The organism is Streptomyces soli (assembly GCF_003999195.1).
Taxonomy (GTDB): domain Bacteria; phylum Actinomycetota; class Actinomycetes; order Streptomycetales; family Streptomycetaceae; genus Actinacidiphila; species Actinacidiphila soli.
Map to the genome: position 1 here is coordinate 18,078 of NZ_RJVR01000098.1, position 17,019 is coordinate 35,096.

Here is a 17,019-nt window from a genome sequence, read left to right on the forward strand (position 1 = left end):
ACTTACCCCCATGCGAATCGTGGTTCTGGCCGGAGGCATCGGGGGCGCCCGCTTCCTGCGCGGTCTCAAGGCAGCGGCGCCGGAGGCGGACATCACCGTCATCGGCAACACCGGCGACGACATCCACCTGTTCGGCCTCAAGGTCTGCCCCGACCTCGACACCGTGATGTACACCCTCGGCGGCGGCATCCACGAGGGGCAGGGCTGGGGCCGGGCCGACGAGACCTTCGCGGTCAAGGACGAACTCGCGGCGTACGGAGTCGGCCCCGAGTGGTTCGGCCTGGGTGACCGCGACTTCGCCACGCACATCGTCCGTACGCAGATGATCGGCGCGGGCTATCCGCTCAGCGCGGTCACCGAGGCGCTGTGCGCGCGCTGGGAGCCGGGCGTACGGCTCATCCCGATGACGGACGACCGGGTCGAGACCCACGTCCTGGTCGACGTCGACGGCGAGCGCAAGGCCGTCCACTTCCAGGAGTACTGGGTGCGGCTGCGGGCATCGGTCGACGCGCACGCGGTGGTGCCGGTCGGCGCGGAGCGCGCGAAGCCCGCGCCGGGTGTGCTGGAGGCGATCGCGGCGGCGGATGTGATCCTCTTCCCGCCGTCGAACCCGGTGGTGTCGGTCGGCACGATCCTGGCCGTGCCGGGGGTACGTGAGGCCATCGCAGAGGCCGGCGTTCCGGTGGTCGGGCTCTCGCCGATCGTCGGTGACGCGCCGGTGCGGGGCATGGCGGACAAGGTCCTTGCGGCGGTCGGCGTCGAGACGACGGCGGCGGCGGTCGCGGCCCACTACGGCTCCGGGCTGCTGGACGGCTGGCTGGTCGACACGGTCGACGCGGGCGTGGTGCCCGAGGTCGAGGCGGCGGGCATCCGGTGCCGGGCGGTGCCGCTGATGATGACGGACGTCGACGCCACGGCCGAGATGGCCCGAGCCGCACTGGCGCTGGCCGAGGAGGTGCGGGTGTGACTTCCTCCACGTCATACAACGCCTGGGCGGTGCACGGGCTGCCCGAGATCGGTCCCGGTGACGACCTGGCCAAGCTCATCGCCGCCGCCGCCCCCGAACTGGCCGACGGCGACGTCCTCGCCGTCACCTCGAAGATCGTCAGCAAGGCCGAGGGCCGCATCGTCCACGCCGACGACCGCGAAGCCGCCATCGACGCCGAGATGGTCCGCCTCGTCGCCCGACGCGGCCCCACCCGGATCGTCGAGACCCGGCACGGCTTCGTCATGGCGGCAGCCGGCGTTGACGCGTCCAACACGGCGCCGGGGACGGTGCTGCTCCTCCCGGAGGACCCCGACGCCTCGGCTCGCGGCATCCGCGCCGGCCTGCGGGACGCGCTGGGCGTCGACGTCGGCGTCATCGTGACCGACACGTTCGGCCGGCCCTGGCGCGAGGGGCTCACCGATGTCGCCATCGGCGCCGCCGGCTTGCGCGTGGTCGACGACCTCCGCGGTGCCCGCGACTCCCACGGCAACGAACTCGCCGTCACCGTCACCGCCATCGGCGACGAACTCGCCGCCGCCGGCGACCTCGTCAAGGGCAAGGCCAACGGACTGCCCGTGGCCGTCGTCCGTGGCCTCGGCCACCTCGTCCTCGCGGACGACGGCCCCGGCGCCCGGCCCCTCGTCCGACCCGCCGTCAGCGACATGTTCCGGCTCGGCACTTCAGAGGCCGTGCGCGAGGCCGTCTCCCTGCGCCGTACCGTCCGCGAATTCACCGACGAGCCCGTGGACGGCGCCGCGGTCCGCCGTGCGGTAGCCCTGGCCGTCACCGCTCCCGCGCCCCACCACACCACCCCCTGGCGGTTCGTACTCCTCGAGTCCGAAGCCGCCCGGGTCCGCCTCCTCGACGCCATGCGCGACGCCTGGATCGCCGACCTCCGCGCCGACGGCTTCACCGAAGCCTCGATCGCGAAGCGCGTACGGCGCGGGGATGTGCTGCGCCGTGCCCCATATCTGATCGTCCCTTGCCTGGTCGCCGACGGCGCGCACACCTACCCCGACGCCCGCCGCAATGCGGCCGAGCGCGAGATGTTCGTCGTCGCGGCGGGGGCGGGCGTCCAGAACCTGCTGGTCGCCCTGGCCGGTGAGCAACTGGGGTCGGCGTGGGTGTCGTCCACCATGTTCTGCCGGGATGTCGTGCGGGATGTGCTCGGCCTGTCCGGCGACTGGGACCCCATGGGCGCGGTGGCCGTCGGCCGCCCGGCCGCCCCGCCGAAGGAACGGCCGGCGCGAGGCCCGGAGGACTTCATCGCGGTGCGGTAAGCGCTGTGCCGAAGCGGGAACGTCTTCGTCAGTGACAGCCGACGAGTGATCTGATGTCCCCATGGCGGGGATGAGTATCACGGTGTGTCTACCGGCTCGGGCGGCCGGCCGGCTGGAAGCGGCGGTCGCGGAGGTGATGGCGCCCTTCGAGATCGAAGCCGGCCTCACGGCCGATGAGGGTGTGGGTCCGCTCGCCTGATCCGATGGCACCGAGAACCTGCCGGGCCTGTGCTTCGGCAGGGAATTCGGCCGCGAGAGCCCGTTCGCCGCTGAGGAGCAGCGCGGAGGTGGGGTCCTCCACGACGTCGCTGAGGTAGTCGAACACCGAGGCGCCCCTGGGCCATTCGTCCCAGCCGCGACTTCCCCACCCGCCGCCTGCCCCGGATCAGCATCGCCCGACCGGGACGCCCCGCTCGCCCACCGGATTCGATACGGCCGAGCATCCGGTTCAGTGCCGCCAGCTCTCGCTCACGCCCGATGAACGCGTCCATCGCATCTCCGAGACAAACACACCCAAGGACAAGACTCTCCCTCTTGAGACTATCAAAATCCGGATAAAGCTCAGAGGGCCGCGATGTTGCCCGGGGTCATGCGCGGGCCACGGCGTTCGGGGACGCGGCCGCTGAGGAGGATGAGGCGGGCGGCGCGGTGGCGCTGGCCGGCGTAGGGGATGAGGAGGTCCAGCATTTCGGCGTCGGTGGAGCGGTGGGCGCCGCTGAGGGCGAAGCCGACGATGTTGGGGAGGTGGAGGTCGCCGACGGTGACGGCGTCGGGGTCGCCGTTGGTGCGCTGGAGGGTTTCGGCGGCGGTCCAGGGGCCGATGCCGGGGATGAGCTGGAGGCGGGTGAAGGCCTCGGCGGGGGGCATGGTGGCGGCCTCTTCGAGGCGGCGGGCGACGCGGGCGGCGCGGACGGCGGTGGAGGCGCGCTTGTTGTCGACGCCGGCGCGGTGCCATTCCCAGGAGGGGATGAGGGCCCAGCCACGCGGGTCCGGGGGGACGTGCATACGGTCCACGGGGCCAGGGGCGGGCTCGCCGTGGCGGCGCAGTAGGAGGCGCCAGGCGCGGTAGGCCTCGTCAGCGGTGACCTTCTGCTCGAGGATGGAGGGGACCAGGGATTCCATGACCAGGCGGGTCCGGGTGAGGCGCAGGCCGGGGTTGCGGCGGTGGGCCTCGTGGACGACGCGGTGCCGGGCGACGAAGGCACCGGGGTCGTCGTCGGCGCCGAGCAGGGCGGGCAGGCCGTCGAGGAGCCAGTCGGCGCCGGGGCCCCAGGCCTCGGCCTCCACGCGGCCCGAGGCGGCGGCGATGCGTACGGTGCCGGGGCCGACCGGGGTGCGCGAGGCCCGCCAGACGGCACCGTCCGGGGTGACCCGGAAGGCGGGGTCGGCAGGGCCACGGCGCAGTGGGCCCAGCGTCAGGCCCAGGTCGAGCGGCCCGTCCGGCGTCCAGCACCGGGTCTGGCCGGCCCGCCGGGGCGCGGGCACGCGCGCGGCGGTGGCGAGCGAAGCGACTGGGGGTACCCCCATGCCCGAAGGGCTATGGGGGAGGGTGAGGCGGGGCTGCTCGGGGTGCACGGACTGAGCCTACGGCCCTGGGCCCCCGCCCCCGACCCTTCCCTCGAACGCCGGACGAGCTGAAACTACTGATCCGACGAGAAGCGCACGGCCCCGTCCGGTATCACCGCGTCGCACCACACCCGTGCCCCGTGCCGGAGTTCGTTGTCGGCGCCGATCCTCGCGCCGTCGCCGATGACCGCGCCGTCGAGGACCGTACGTGCGCCGATGACCGCGCCCGCGCCGATGAGGGAGTGGGAGATCACAGCGCCGGACTCGATGACCGCGCCCTGGAGGACCGTGCTGCCGTCGACGATCGCGCCGGAGCCGATGACCGCGCCGGCCGAGACCGCCGTGCCGCCGGTGAGCTTGGCATCGTCGGCGACGTAGGCGCCGTCCAGGACCAGTTGGTCGCCGCAGCGGCCGGTGACGACCGGGGAGGGGGCGCGGCCCTGAACCAGGTCGGCGGAGCCGCGTACGAAGGCCTGGGGGGTGCCGAGGTCGAGCCAGTACGTGGAGTCGACCATGCCCTGGAGGTGGGCGCCGTCGGCGAGGAGGCCGGGGAAGGTCTCGCGTTCGACGGAGACCGGGCGGTCGGAGGGGATGGAGTCGATGACGGACCGGTTGAAGACGTACGCACCGGCGTTGATCTGGTCGGTGACGATGTTCTCGGGGCTCTCGGGCTTTTCGAGGAAGGCGGTGACGCGGCCGTCGGCGTCGGTCGGCACGAGGCCGAAGGCGCGCGGGTCCTCGACCCGCGTCAGATGCAGGGAGACGTCGGCGCCGGCCGAGCGGTGCGTGGCGACGAGGCCGGCGATGTCCAGGCCGGTGAGGATGTCGCCGTTGAAGATGAGCACCGGGTCGCCGGGGCCGGACTCGAGCCGGTCGGCGACGTTGCGGATGGCGCCGCCGGTGCCGAGGGGCTCGTTCTCTGTGACGTACTCCAGGCGGAGGCCCAGGGAGGATCCGTCGCCGAAGTACGGCTCGAAGACCTCCGCGAGGTACGACGTGGCGAGGACGATGTGCTCGACCCCCGCGGCCCGGGCCCGTGCGAGCTGGTGGGTGAGGAAGGGCACGCCGGCCGCGGGGACCATCGGCTTGGGGGTGTTGACCGTCAGCGGCCGCAGCCGCGTGCCTTTACCGCCTACCAGGAGGATCGCTTCAGTCACCTACGTTGTCTCTCTTCCTGGCGGGGCCGTTGGTGTGACGGGCGCCCAATCTTATGCAGATCGGATGTAAGCACCGGAGCGACCGCACTCAAAGGCCCTCGAACCTCGCCGCAGCCCTGCTAACGCCCCTGAAGGCCCGCCGCCGACCGGCGCGCGGCCCCGAGATCGTCGTAGAGCTGATCGCCCGGGCACTCGGTGTGGAATCCGTCGCGGTGACCCGAGATCACCTGGAAACTGACCCTGATGCCCTTCCGGTACTTGTTGCTGCCACCAGAAAGGAGGCTCACCGTGCCCTCGGGGTTCCGTCCGAAGAGGCCGAGTTTCCAAGCCGCGAGCTGGGAGACGGCGCGCACGGCGGCATCGGAGGGCCGCTCGTTGCTGTACGTGCCGAGCACGGCGACGCCCATGCTGTTGCTGTTGAAGCCGAGGGTGTGGGCGCCGAAAACGGCCTTGGTGACCCCGCCGGCCCGCCCCTCGTAGATGTTTCCGCACTTGTCGACGAGGAAGTTGTAGCCGATGTCACGCCAGTGGCTGCTCCGCACGTGATAGCGGTAGATGCTGCGGATGACCGCGTCGGATTCGTCACAGCTGTAGTCGTTGCCGGTGGCGCTGTGGTGGACGAAGACGACCTTGACCGTCTTGGTGTAGACGAACTTGTGCTCGCGGAGCCTCTCGTCGGCGCCCCAGCCGGACCGGGTGATGATCCGGGGGCGGCCACCGATGTAGGGGCCCCGGCCGGTCTCGGCAATGGTCTCTTCCTTGCTGATCGGGGGGATGACGGCGGGTTCCGCGAGGCTGTTGTCGCTCTGCTCGAAGGGCTGGTCGTTGCCGTTGTTGTTCTTGTTGTTGTTGGCGTCGGCCGGGCTGTCGCCGGGGACCCCGTCGGTGGAGTCGTGACCGTCGTACCCGTCGTACCCGCCATAGCCGCCATAGCCGCCGAAACCGCCATAGCCGCCGAAACCGCTGAAGCCCTCGTCGTAGCCGTCATTGCCGCTGTCGTAGCCACCGTCCGGGTCGTCACCCGGGTCGACCATGTCCAGGCGCAGCCCTGCCGGGAGCGGAGGGCCCGCCGATCGGCCCCGGCCGGCCGTGGGGCTGACGCGCACCTGGACGCCGTCGGAGTCACCGACCCACAAGGGGGCGGTGGCGCCGCGTACGCCGGGGGCGGTCTCCTCGGGGGAGCCGGCGTCCGGGGTGTCGTCGGTGTGCGCCTCGACGTCCTTCCAGTCCGACCAGAGGCCGGTGCGGACGGAGCGGGTGCGCACCTGGACGGTGCCGTGGATCTGGGCGGTGGCGTCGTTCCAGGTGACGCCGAGCAGGGAGAACGGCTTGACGCGCGGGGCGTCGACGGCACGGACGGCCGAGCGGGCGGCCGGGGACAGCGGCAGGGTCCTGGTACTTCCGGCCACCGCGACACGAGCGGAGTCCGGGGAGGCGCGATGGGCGGTGGCGGTCGCGTCGCCGTCGGGGAGGACGAAGGGGACGGCCAGGGCGGTGATGCAGGCGACACCGACAGCAGAGGCAAGAAAGGCACGCATAGGAAAAACAGTTACATAAGCCGCAAGGATGCGCAGCCGGGGATCTGACGGGCAGTCGATTCTGGCAGTCCCTCAGTTCCGGGCCGTGGCACTCCCGGACCAGCCACCCGCACCCGACCCCGATAGCCTGTGCCGGTGACATCGACTGCCCGTACCCCCGCCGGCCTGCTGGATTACGCGCTCGGGGAGCCCGCCCGCCCGCTGGTCACCTTCTACGACGACGCCACCGGCGAGCGCGTCGAGCTGTCCGTGGCCACCTTCGACAACTGGGTGGCCAAGACGGCCAACCTCATCCAGGGCGACCTGGGCGCCCAGCCGGGTGACCGGCTCGCACTGTTGCTCCCCGCGCATTGGCAGACCGCCGTCTGGCTGCAGGCCTGCTTCGCCACCGGAGTGGTCGCCGTCCCCGGCGGGGATCCGGCCGGCGCCGACCTGGTGGTCAGCGGTCCCGACACGCTGGACGCCGCCCGCGCCTGTTCCGGCGAGCGGATCGCGCTGGCGCTGCGCCCGCTCGGCGGCCGCTTTCCGCAGTCGCCGCAGGGCTTCGCGGACTACGCGGTCGAGGTGCCGTCACAGGGTGACCGCTTCGTCGCGTACGCCCCCGTGGATCCGGACGCGCCCGCGCTCGAACTCCCCGGCGGCGAGGAGCTGACCGGCGCCGAGGTGACCGACCGGGCCCGCGCCTCGGCGGCCGCGCTGGGGCTGACGGCGGGCTCGCGGCTGCTGTCGGGGCTGCCGTTCGACAGCTGGGAGGGGCTGGCGGCCGGGCTGCTGGCACCGCTGGCCGCCAACGGCTCGGTCGTACTGTGCCGCCACCTCGACCGGCTTCCGCCCGAGGGCCTGGCCAAGCGGCGGGAGAGCGAACGGGTCACCCACATGGCGGAATAGCCGCCGCGCCCGTCGCGTCCTGCCGACGAAACCGCACAGCACCGCACAACCTGATGCCTGAATCGGCTGTCTGTACAGGCATGAGGGATGGGGATCACGGGGTGCACGGGGTAAGGACATGACCGCGCCGGCGCAGCAGCCGACGGCCGAACCGGGGCCGCCGCGGCGGCCGGCCGGCCGGCACCGACGCCTGCTGCGGATCGCCGCCTTCTGTCTGGCCTTCACGCTGCTGGTGGCCGCCGGAACCGCCTGGTACCTCTACCGGCACCTCGACGGCAACATCCACACGGACACCACCACCAGCCAGGAGCTCAAGCGCGTCCAGTCCCAGCGCCCCGCCCCCGCGCCGACCTCCGCTGCGAACACCTCGGCCGAGAACATCCTGCTCATCGGCACCGACAACCGCGGTGGCGGCAACGGCAAGTACGGCCGGGACAGCGGCACTCAGCGCTCGGACACCACGATCCTGCTGCACCTGTCGGCCGGTCGGGACAGCGTGACCGCCGTCAGCATCCCGCGCGACCTGATGGTCGACATCCCGGCCTGCCACCGGGCCCATGGCGGTACGACCACGGCGCAGTTCGCCCAGTTCAACTGGGCCTTCGAATTCGGCGGCGCCGCCTGCACGATCCGTACGGTCGAGAATCTGACCGGCATCCGCGTGGATCACCACCTGATAGTGGACTTCACCGGCTTCAAGAAGATGGTGGACGCGGTGGACGGCGTCGAGATCTGCGTCCCGCGGGCCGTCCATGACAAGGACGCCCACCTCGACCTCAAGGCCGGCCGCCAGGTGCTCCACGGCGAGCAGGCGCTCGGCTACGTACGCGCCCGGCACGGCATCGGGGACGGCAGCGACACCCAGCGGATGGACCGTCAGCAGGAGTTCCTGGCCTCGCTGGTACGCAAGGTCACCAGCACCGGTGTGCTGCTCAACCCGGTCAAGCTCTACCCGCTCCTGGACGCGGCGACCTCGTCGCTCACCGCCGACCCGGGGCTGGACTCGCTGAGCGAGCTGTACGACCTCGTACGCGGCCTGGGCACGACGCCGACCGACCAGGTCGCCTTCCTCACCGTGCCACGCAAGCCGTACGTACAGGATCCGAACCGCGACGAGTTGGTGCAGCCGGAGGCGGACCGGCTTTTCACGACGCTGCGTCACGACGGGAAGGTCGCCGTCACCACGGCCAAAAAGGGCGGAACCGCTCCGACGGCTTCGGCATCTCCTTCTGCGACGATCACTCCCACATACCGTGGCACGACCGCCGATCGGGATAGTTTGTCCCGTTGTGAGTGAGAGGAATTTGTCACGAGCGTCCATGGACGCTGAACTGTGAGGCTAGTGTGAGCGATCGGCCTGAGGCACCGGCCGAGACGGAGGACACAAGCGACCGTGGACACGCAAGGCCGTAAGCACGTCGATCCGGCGGACCAGTGGGTGTTCGATCCGGAGACGGGCAGTTACCAACTGCGGCTGGAGCCCGAGGATCCGCCGGCCCGTGCCGTGCCGACCCAGGGCAGCCGGCGGCGAGCAGAGCAGTCCCCCACAAGCAGCCGGCGGCGAGCAGAGCAGTCCCCCACAAGCAGCCGGCGAGCGGGCGGCCACGGACGCGGTTCGGGCGGCGGCAGCGGCGGGCGGGGCGGGGCCTCGGCCAGCCGGCGCAAGCCCAAGCCGAGGAAGTCCCGTAAGCAGAAGGCTCTGCTGTGGACGGCGGGTTCGGTCGGCTTCGTCCTCGTCACGGTCAGCGTGGGCGGCTATCTCGTCTTCCAGCACTTCAACGGCAACATCAGCACGGTCGACACCGGCAACATCGGCTCGGACAGCGCCACCACCAGCGGCCCGGTCAACATCCTGGTGATCGGCACCGACAGCCGCCAGGGCCTGGGCGACAAGTACGGAGACCCGGGCAGCGTCGGCCACGCCGACACCACCATCCTCTTCCATGTATCAGCGGACCGCTCCAACGCCACCGCGTTGAGCATCCCCCGCGACATCATCACCGACGTCCCGGACTGTCCGACGAAGCAGAAGGACGGCTCGACGAAGATCATTCCGGGCACGGACAACGTACGTTTCAACACCAGCCTCGGCCAGGACGGCCGCGATCCCGGCTGCACGATGCGTACCGTCAAGGCGCTGACCGGCATCACCCCCGACCATTTCATGATGGCCGACTTCAACGCCGTCAAGGATCTGTCGACCGCGATCGGCGGCGTCGAGGTCTGCCTCGCCAAGGACATCAACGACCCGAAGTCGCACCTCAAGCTCAGCAAGGGCCGGCATGTCGTCGAGGGCGATCAGGCGCTGGCCTTCGTCCGCACCCGGCACAGCGTCGGCCTCGGCGGCGACCTGAGCCGGATCGAACTGCAACAGCAGTTCCTCAGCTCGATGATCCGCAAGATGAAGTCCAGCGGCACCCTCACCAGCCCGGGCAAGCTCTTCAAACTGGCTGACGTCGCCACCAAGGCGCTCACCGTCGACACCGGCATCGGCGACGTCCAGAAGCTCAGCTCCCTGGCCAAGGACCTGAGCGGGGTCAACACCAAGAACATCACCTTCGCCACCGTGCCGGTCATCGACAACCCGGCCGAGAAGGTGCACGCCACAGTCGTCCTGGACCCGACCAAGGCGCCGACGCTCTTCAACATGGTGAAGCAGGACGTCTCCCTCACCGAGGCGAAGAAGAAGCAGAAGGTCGCCGACGCGAGCAAGCTCAAGGGCACGATGGCCGACCCCGCCTACGTACGGGTCGAGGTCTACAACGGCAGCGGCATCTTCGGCGCGGCCCAGGACACCGTGGACTGGCTGCAGAACACCAAGGGCGACCCACGCTCCACCAACGGCGGCAATGCGTCAGCGGACATCGCCAAGACGACGCTGGAGTACGCCCCCAACCAGGCCGACCAGGCCCGCCGGCTGGCCGACTGGATGGGGCTGCCCGCCTCCGCGCTCAAGGAGGGCGCCAAGAACGCCAAAGCGCTGGCGAACATGACACTGACGCTCGGCAAGGACTTCACGGGAGCCGGCACGCCGATCACCGCTCCGACCAAGGCGCCCGCGGGCATCCAGAAGGTCGTGGCGAACGACAAGAACGTGTGCGCCAAGTGAGCCGGCTCACGAGGTGTGACCTGACACACACCACGTGAGCGACACGCAGCACATCTCACAGCGCGTCTTATCAACGGGGAAACAGGACCAGGGGTGGGGACATGAGTGACCGCGGTGTACGCGATTTCGGCTGGAACGAAAGCCTGTACGAGGAGCAGCCGCCGGCGGCGACCCCGCCCCGGCCGGAGCCCCAGGCGGCGCCCGGCGGAGACCCGGGTGGCGGTCACCGGCGCACCGGACGGCGTCCCCGCCGCAGCCGCAAGCACCGGATAGTCCGCTGGACCGCGCTCACCGTCTCGCTGGTCATACTCGGCACGGCCGGGGCCGGCTGGGCGTACTACCAGCACCTCAACAACCAGCTCGGCAAGGGCGAGCGCGCCAGCGGCGCGTCGAACGTCAAGAAGGCCAAGGCCAACGCGGCCGGCCAGACCGCGCTGAACGTCCTGGTACTGGGCTCCGACAGCCGTAACTCGGCCGCGAACCTCAAGCTCGGCGGCGCCAAGTACACCCAGGGCGACAAGCCGCGCGCCGACGTCATCATGCTGATGCATGTGTCGGCCGACCGTAAGAACATGTCGGTGATCAGCATCCCGCGCGACACCCGGGTGCCGATCCCCACCTGCACGGACCCCGACACGGGCCAGAAGTACGCGGCGACCAGCAGCGTCATCATCAACGAGTCGCTGGCGCGCGGCGGACCGGGCTGCACCCTGGCGACCGTGCAGAACCTCACGGGCGTCTACATCGACCACTGGATGATGATCGACTTCGCCGGTGTGGTGAAGATGGCCGACGCCATCGGCGGCGTCGACGTCTGCGTCAACCAGAACGTGTGGGACCGCTCCACCACCGCCCAGCGCGGCGGTTCCGGTCTCAAGCTGACGGCGGGCCATCATGACGTCACCGACAAGCAGGCGCTGCAGTGGCTGCGTACGCGGCACGCGTGGGGCAGCGACATCCTCCGCGCGAAGGCGCAGCACATGTATCTGAACTCGATGATGCGCACGCTCCGCAAGCAGAACGTCTTCACCGACACCGGTCACCTCCGGAACCTGGCGGAGGCGGCGACCAGTTCGCTGAAGGTCTCCGAGGAGATCGGCTCGATCAAGAAGCTCTACGACCTGGGCATGGAGCTCAAGAGCGTGCCCACCAACCGCGTCACCATGCTGACCATGCCCTCCGTGGCGGATCCGCAGGACCCGAAGGCGCACCTCGTACCCAGCAAGACCGACGCGCCGCAGATCTGGTCCATGCTCCGCAACGACATCGCCTTCGATGCCAACGGCAAGGTGAAGACCGGCAAGACCAAGGCGACGGCAAGCAGCACCGCCTCCGCGGGACCGTCCGCCGCGCCTGCCGCCTCCATCGCCGTCCACGTCGTCAACGGCACCGCCGGCGACGCCAACGGCAGCCCGGTCAACCAGCGCGCCGGCGACCTTGTCAAAGCCCTCTCCGACGCCGGCTTCACCCAGGCCGTGGCCGACACCACCCCGCAGCCGGCCGAGGGCACGACGGTCACCTACCCCGCCGCCGCCGGTGACCAGGGCAAGGCCAACGCGCTGGCCGTGGCGAAGGCCCTGGACATCCCCAAGAACTCGGTGAAGAAATCGTCACACGTGTCCTCCGTCACTCTCGTGGCCGGATCGGACTGGCGCGACGGCACCGATTACGGAAAGACCCTGCCCAGCGCGGGTTCCGCACCCGACTCCGCCAACGCGATCAACGGTTCCGAGACCGGTGCCTGCATGGATGTTTATGCCCCTTATCGGTGGTGATAAAGGGCGGCACCGTTCAGCTCTTTACACATCCGAAAGAGAATGTGCGGCTGGACGTGTCAAGCATTTATGTATCGTGACCCCAGCATGCCGCCGCGCTGGCGCTACACACGCCACCGGCGGTGCCCCACAGCACTTTGACAGTCGAGTAGCTGAGAATCACCCAGGATCAGCGGCGCTGCGGCGCGGCCGGTGACCGTACAGGACAGCGCGTCATGGGAGGGCCCAAATGCGCCACAGCGGCGTCCGGGGGGACGAGTGGAACACAGCCTCCGAGCCGGGTGATCTCGGCTGGGACGACAGTCTGTACAGGACTGATCACACCGCGCCACACGTGCCCCAGCAGGCCTCCCCCGTGGACGGCGGCGGCGGGTACGGCCCGGACGCGTCCGGGACCCCGGAATCCCGCTACGAAGCGGACAGCGGTGGCTCGGGCCACAACGACGGCGGCCGGCGACGGCGCGGCGGTGGCGACGGCGGGAACGGCGGTGGCCGGGCCGCCGCCCGGCGACGCAAGAAACCCAAGCGCCGAATACTGCGCTGGGTGGCGATCGTCACCTCCATCGCGATACTCGGCACCGCCGGCGGCGCCTGGGCGTACTACCAGCACCTGAACAACAACCTGGCCAAGGACACGCTGAACCTCGGCAGCAGCAAGGCCAAGAAGACCAAGGCGAACGCGGCCGGCCAGACCCCGCTCAACATCCTGCTGCTCGGCTCCGACACCCGGACCGGCAGCTCGAACGGCAAGCTCGGCGGCGGCGCCGCAACCGCCGTAGGCGCCCGCGCGGACGTGGAGATGCTGCTGCACCTGTCCGCGGACCGCAGCAACATGACGGTGGTCAGCGTCCCGCGCGACACCCGGGTCACCATCCCCAAGTGCACCAGCAGCTCGGGCACCGTCTACCCGCAGAGCTCGGACATCATCAACGCCAGCCTGGGGCACGGCGGTCCCGGCTGCACGGTCGCCACGTGGGAGAAACTCACCGGCATCTCGATCGACCACTTCATGATGGTGGACTTCTCGGGCGTGGTGAAGCTCGCCGACGCCGTCGGCGGCGTCCCGGTCTGCGTGAAGGCCAACGTCCAGGACCCGGATTCGCACCTCAAGCTCACCAAGGGCACTCACACCATCAAGGGCCAGCAGGCCCTCGAGTGGCTGCGTACCAGGCACGCCTTCGAGGACGGCAGCGACATCGGCCGTACGCATGCCCAGCACATGTATCTGAACTCGATGATCCGGCAGCTCAAGGCCGGCACCAAGCTCACCGACGTCGGCCAGCTCAACAGCCTGGCCGAGGCCGCGACCCATGCGCTCACCGTGGACAACGGCCTCGGCCTCAGCAGCCTGATCAGCCTGGCGGGCGAGCTGAACAAGGTGCCGACCAAGCGGATCACCATGACGACCATGCCGTCGGCCGCCGACCCGCAGGACCCGAAGGCCCACGTCGTGCCGACCAGCGCGGCCACCCAGCTCTTCACGATGATCCGCAACGACCAGCCGGTCGACGGCAAGACCACCAAGAAGACGACCACGGCCTCGGCCTCCGCCTCCGCCGGGCCGTCCGCCGCCCCGAAGGCCGACATCTCCGTCGCCGTACAGAACGGCACCGGGAACTCGACCACGGCCGCCGTCTCCGGCCGGGCCACGACCGTCGTCAACAAGCTGACCGGCCTCGGCTACACCAAGGCCGCCGTCGACTCCACCACGGCGTCCTCGGCGGGTACGACGATCACCTACCCGTCCGCCGAGGGCAACCAGGGCAAGGCCAACGCCGAGGCGGTGGCGAAGTCGCTCAGCCTGCCGACCAGCGCGGTGAAGAAGTCCACCAAGGTGACGCAGCTGACGCTGGTGATCGGCTCCGACTGGACGACCGGATCGACCTACCCGAAGTCGAGCAAGAGCGACACCAAGGCGGTGCTGGACCAGTCCGCCGCGCTCAACGCCTCCAACACCTCGGCCTGCATGTCCGTCTACGCGCCCTATACCTTCTAGGGACTGCGACAACGCCGGAGGGCCTGTGCTGAATGTCAACACAGGCCCTCCGGCTTTCCGGCGTTCGTACCCTCAGACGTCGGCCGACGCCTGCACCGCCGGGCGGCGGCTGGCGATCACCCGGTTCGCCAGCGCGCGCGGGCTGGTGAGGAAGCCCCAGCCCCACGACATGTGCATGGTCGCCAGCGCAACCGGAATCCGCAGCCGGGCCCCGGTCGTCAGCCCCTTTCCGGCGGGCAGGGAGCCCAGCGCGATGGCGACGACGTAGCCGACCGGGACGACGAAGCCCAGCGGCGTCAGGACCGCGCCCACCACCACGCCCGCCGCGATGGCCAGGACGGCCCCTGGCGCGGCCAGGTAGCGCAGATTGACCGAGCCCTGGTGGTAGCGGGTGACGACGCGGCGCCAGCGACCGTAGTCCTTGTACTGCTTCGCCAGCGCGCGCACGGTGGGGCGGGGGCGGTACGAGACCTTCAGCTCGGGCGAGAACCAGATCAGGCCGCCCGCCTCGCGGATACGGTAGTTCAGCTCCCAGTCCTGGGCGCGGATGAACTCCTCGTTGTAGCCGCCCTGCCGCTCCAGCACCTCGCGCCGGAAGACGCCCAGGTAGACGGTGTCGGCGGGGGCGGCGGTGCCGCCGGTGTGGAAGGCCGCGTTGCCGACGCCGATCTTGGAGGTCATGGCGGCGGCGACGGCCCGCTCCCAGTCGTTCTCGCCCTCGGCGTGCATGATGCCGCCGACATTGACCGCGCCGGTCTCGTCGAGGAGCCGTACGGCGGTCTTGATGTAGTCCGGCGAGAGCATGCCGTGGCCGTCCACCCGTACGACCACCGGGTGCCGGGAGGCCTTGATGGCGGCGTTCAGAGCGGCCGGGGTGCGGCCGGTGGGGTTCGGGACGGTGTGGACGCGGGGGTCCGCCGCCACGAGCTGCGCCGCGATCTCGTCCGTACGGTCCGTGGAGGGGCCGAGTGCGATGACGACCTCGAGCTCGCCGGCGTAGTCCTGTTCGAGGATGTGGCGGACGGAATTGCGGAGATGGCGCTCCTCATTGAGGACCGGCATGATCACGGAGACAGCGGGGGCAGCGTTCACGGTCGCACACGTTACCGCGAACGGATGACAGGAGCGCGCACGGCCGGGCGGCCTCCGCCGGTACGACGGTATGACTCATTAGCTTGACCTCATGGTCTCTCCCGGCCGCAGGCCACCACGTCACAGGAACCCCCGCCGCAAGCCGGTACGGCCGTTGCGGCGGGGCATGCGCATCCTCGGCGGGGTGTCGCTCGCCGTCCTCACCGCGAGCGGCATCGGCCACGCCGTGGTCGACCGCGCGGCCGGCGGCATCCAGCGCGTCGACGCCTTCGGCGACATGAAGTCCCGCCCGGGCCGGACAGCCGGCACCAACTTCCTGCTCGTCGGCACGGACGGCCGCGACGGCCTCACCGCCGACCAGAAGCGGCGCTTCCACCTCGGCGGCAACCCCTGCCACTGCACCGACACGATCATGCTGGCCCACCTCTCCCACGACCGCCGCCGGGTCAGCGTGGTCAGCATCCCGCGCGACACGTACGCCGAGTTCCCCACGCCCTCGAAGCTCGACGCGGCCTATGCGAAGGGCGGCCCGAACCTCACCGTACGGATGGTCGAGAACATGACCGGGGTCCGCGTCGACCACTACCTCGAGGTCGGCTTCACCGGCTTCATGAAGGCCGTCGACCTGCTCGGCGGCGTGCAGGTCTGCACCACCTTGCCGATCAAGGACGCCTACACCGGCCTCGACCTGCCCATCGGTACCAGCCGGCTCGGCGGCGGCCAGGCGCTGGAGTACGTACGCACCCGCCACCTCGACGGCGCCACCGACTACAACCGCATGGAGCGCCAGCAGCGCCTCATCGCCCAGGTCGTCCGCCAGGCCACCGGCAGCGGGCTGCTCGCCAGTCCCGCCAAGCTCGGCAAGCTCGCCACGGCGGTCCTCGGACCCGGGTCCGGGGCCGTACGCGCCGACCAGCAGCTGAAGGCGGCCGACCTGATCGCGCTGGCGCGCGGGCTGCGCGGCTTCGGACCCGGCTCGGCGGAGTTCGCGACCGTACCGGTCTCCGAGACCAACGGCTCGGCCGTGAAGTGGGACGACGCCCAGGCCAAGCGCCTGTGGGCCGCCATCCGCGCCGACCGGCCGCTCGCGGCAGGGAAGTCGGCCTCGCCGTCCGCCTCCGCCCGCCCGCACGTCCAGGTCAAGATCGACCCCGCCAAGATCAAGGTCCAGGTGGAGAACGGAACGCCGTACGTCGGCCTCGGCGGCCAGGCCGACAAGGCCCTCAAGGCCACCGGCTTCGCCGCGAACGGCACCCCCGCCAACGCCACCCGCAAGGACTGGAAGTACACCGTCATCCGGTACGACCCGAACTGGGACCGATCAGTCCTCTCGCTCTTCGCGGCGCTGCCGTACGCAGAGCTGGAGCCGGTCCCCGGCCAGGGCGAGCTGATGAAGGTCATCGTCGGCGCCGACTACCGAGGCGTCCGCCCGGTCGGGCTCGGCCACTCGGTCTCGGACTCCGCGCCGCACGCCTTCACCGGCGACTCCGTCAACTGCGCGGCGCCGTCGGCCACGGCTTCGGCCACGGCTTCGGCCACGGCTTCGGCCACGGCTTCGGCCGCGCCCGCACCTGCGGCCTCGGCGAGACCGGCGCCGGCTCCCGCGGCGCCCGCCGCGCCGGTGGTGCCG

12 protein-coding genes and 1 pseudogene are annotated in these 17,019 nt (G+C 70.6%); 8 read left to right on the top strand and 5 right to left on the bottom strand.

Going from position 1 to position 17,019, the window contains the following annotated elements:
* The first annotated feature begins 10 nt into the window (after window positions 1-10).
* Window positions 11-967, top strand: a complete 957-nt coding sequence (gene cofD, locus EFK10_RS08090; protein ID WP_127355058.1) for a 2-phospho-L-lactate transferase — start codon at window positions 11-13, stop codon at window positions 965-967.
* Window positions 964-2,268: a coenzyme F420-0:L-glutamate ligase gene (locus EFK10_RS08095; protein WP_127355059.1), complete on the top strand. Its 1,305-nt coding sequence runs from the start codon at window positions 964-966 to the stop codon at window positions 2,266-2,268. Before cofD ends, EFK10_RS08095 begins: the two co-directional genes overlap by 4 nt.
* 157 nt (window positions 2,269-2,425) lie before the next feature.
* Here EFK10_RS08095 and EFK10_RS48495 read toward each other — a convergent pair.
* The 4 genes and pseudogenes from EFK10_RS48495 to EFK10_RS08115 all read right to left on the bottom strand — a co-directional run.
* Window positions 2,426-2,614 (bottom strand): annotated as a pseudogene (locus tag EFK10_RS48495) (ATP-binding protein); the annotation flags it as partial.
* Window positions 2,615-2,829: 215 nt separating this feature from the next.
* Window positions 2,830-3,795, bottom strand: coding sequence for a DNA-3-methyladenine glycosylase family protein (locus tag EFK10_RS08105; protein ID WP_240677070.1), 966 nt, complete (start codon window positions 3,793-3,795; stop codon window positions 2,830-2,832).
* Window positions 3,796-3,908: 113 nt separating this feature from the next.
* Entirely contained in the window at window positions 3,909-4,991 is a 1,083-nt protein-coding gene (gene manB / locus EFK10_RS08110; protein ID WP_127355060.1) for a mannose-1-phosphate guanylyltransferase, read from the bottom strand.
* A 119-nt stretch (window positions 4,992-5,110) separates the two neighbouring features.
* Window positions 5,111-6,529 (bottom strand): peptidoglycan recognition protein family protein, encoded by a 1,419-nt coding sequence (locus tag EFK10_RS08115; RefSeq protein ID WP_127355061.1) that lies wholly within the window; start codon window positions 6,527-6,529, stop codon window positions 5,111-5,113.
* A 135-nt stretch (window positions 6,530-6,664) separates the two neighbouring features.
* On the opposite strand from EFK10_RS08115, the gene EFK10_RS08120 reads away from it, so the two are divergent.
* From EFK10_RS08120 to EFK10_RS08140, 5 genes are all read left to right on the top strand, one after another.
* Window positions 6,665-7,417, top strand: a complete 753-nt coding sequence (locus EFK10_RS08120; protein ID WP_127355062.1) for a TIGR03089 family protein — start codon at window positions 6,665-6,667, stop codon at window positions 7,415-7,417.
* A 118-nt stretch (window positions 7,418-7,535) separates the two neighbouring features.
* Window positions 7,536-8,714: an LCP family protein gene (locus EFK10_RS08125; RefSeq protein WP_127355063.1), complete on the top strand. Its 1,179-nt coding sequence runs from the start codon at window positions 7,536-7,538 to the stop codon at window positions 8,712-8,714.
* Between the two features lie 96 nt (window positions 8,715-8,810).
* Window positions 8,811-10,526 carry an LCP family protein gene (locus EFK10_RS08130; protein WP_127355064.1) on the top strand — a complete coding sequence of 572 codons (1,716 nt, stop codon included), beginning with the start codon at window positions 8,811-8,813 and terminating at the stop codon, window positions 10,524-10,526.
* 101 nt (window positions 10,527-10,627) lie between these two features.
* Complete coding sequence (locus EFK10_RS08135) at window positions 10,628-12,301, top strand: LCP family protein (protein WP_127355065.1); 1,674 nt, start codon at window positions 10,628-10,630, stop codon at window positions 12,299-12,301.
* 229 nt (window positions 12,302-12,530) lie between these two features.
* Window positions 12,531-14,297 carry an LCP family protein gene (locus EFK10_RS08140; RefSeq protein ID WP_127355066.1) on the top strand — a complete coding sequence of 589 codons (1,767 nt, stop codon included), beginning with the start codon at window positions 12,531-12,533 and terminating at the stop codon, window positions 14,295-14,297.
* A gap of 72 nt (window positions 14,298-14,369) precedes the next feature.
* On the opposite strand, the gene EFK10_RS08145 is transcribed toward EFK10_RS08140, so the two are convergent.
* A complete protein-coding gene (locus EFK10_RS08145) occupies window positions 14,370-15,389 on the bottom strand; it encodes a glycosyltransferase family 2 protein (RefSeq protein ID WP_127355067.1) in 1,020 nt (339 codons plus the stop codon).
* Between the two features lie 91 nt (window positions 15,390-15,480).
* Here EFK10_RS08145 and EFK10_RS08150 point away from each other — a divergent pair.
* On the top strand, window positions 15,481-17,019 hold a 1,539-nt coding region (locus EFK10_RS08150), incomplete at its 3' end, for an LCP family protein (RefSeq protein ID WP_164835885.1).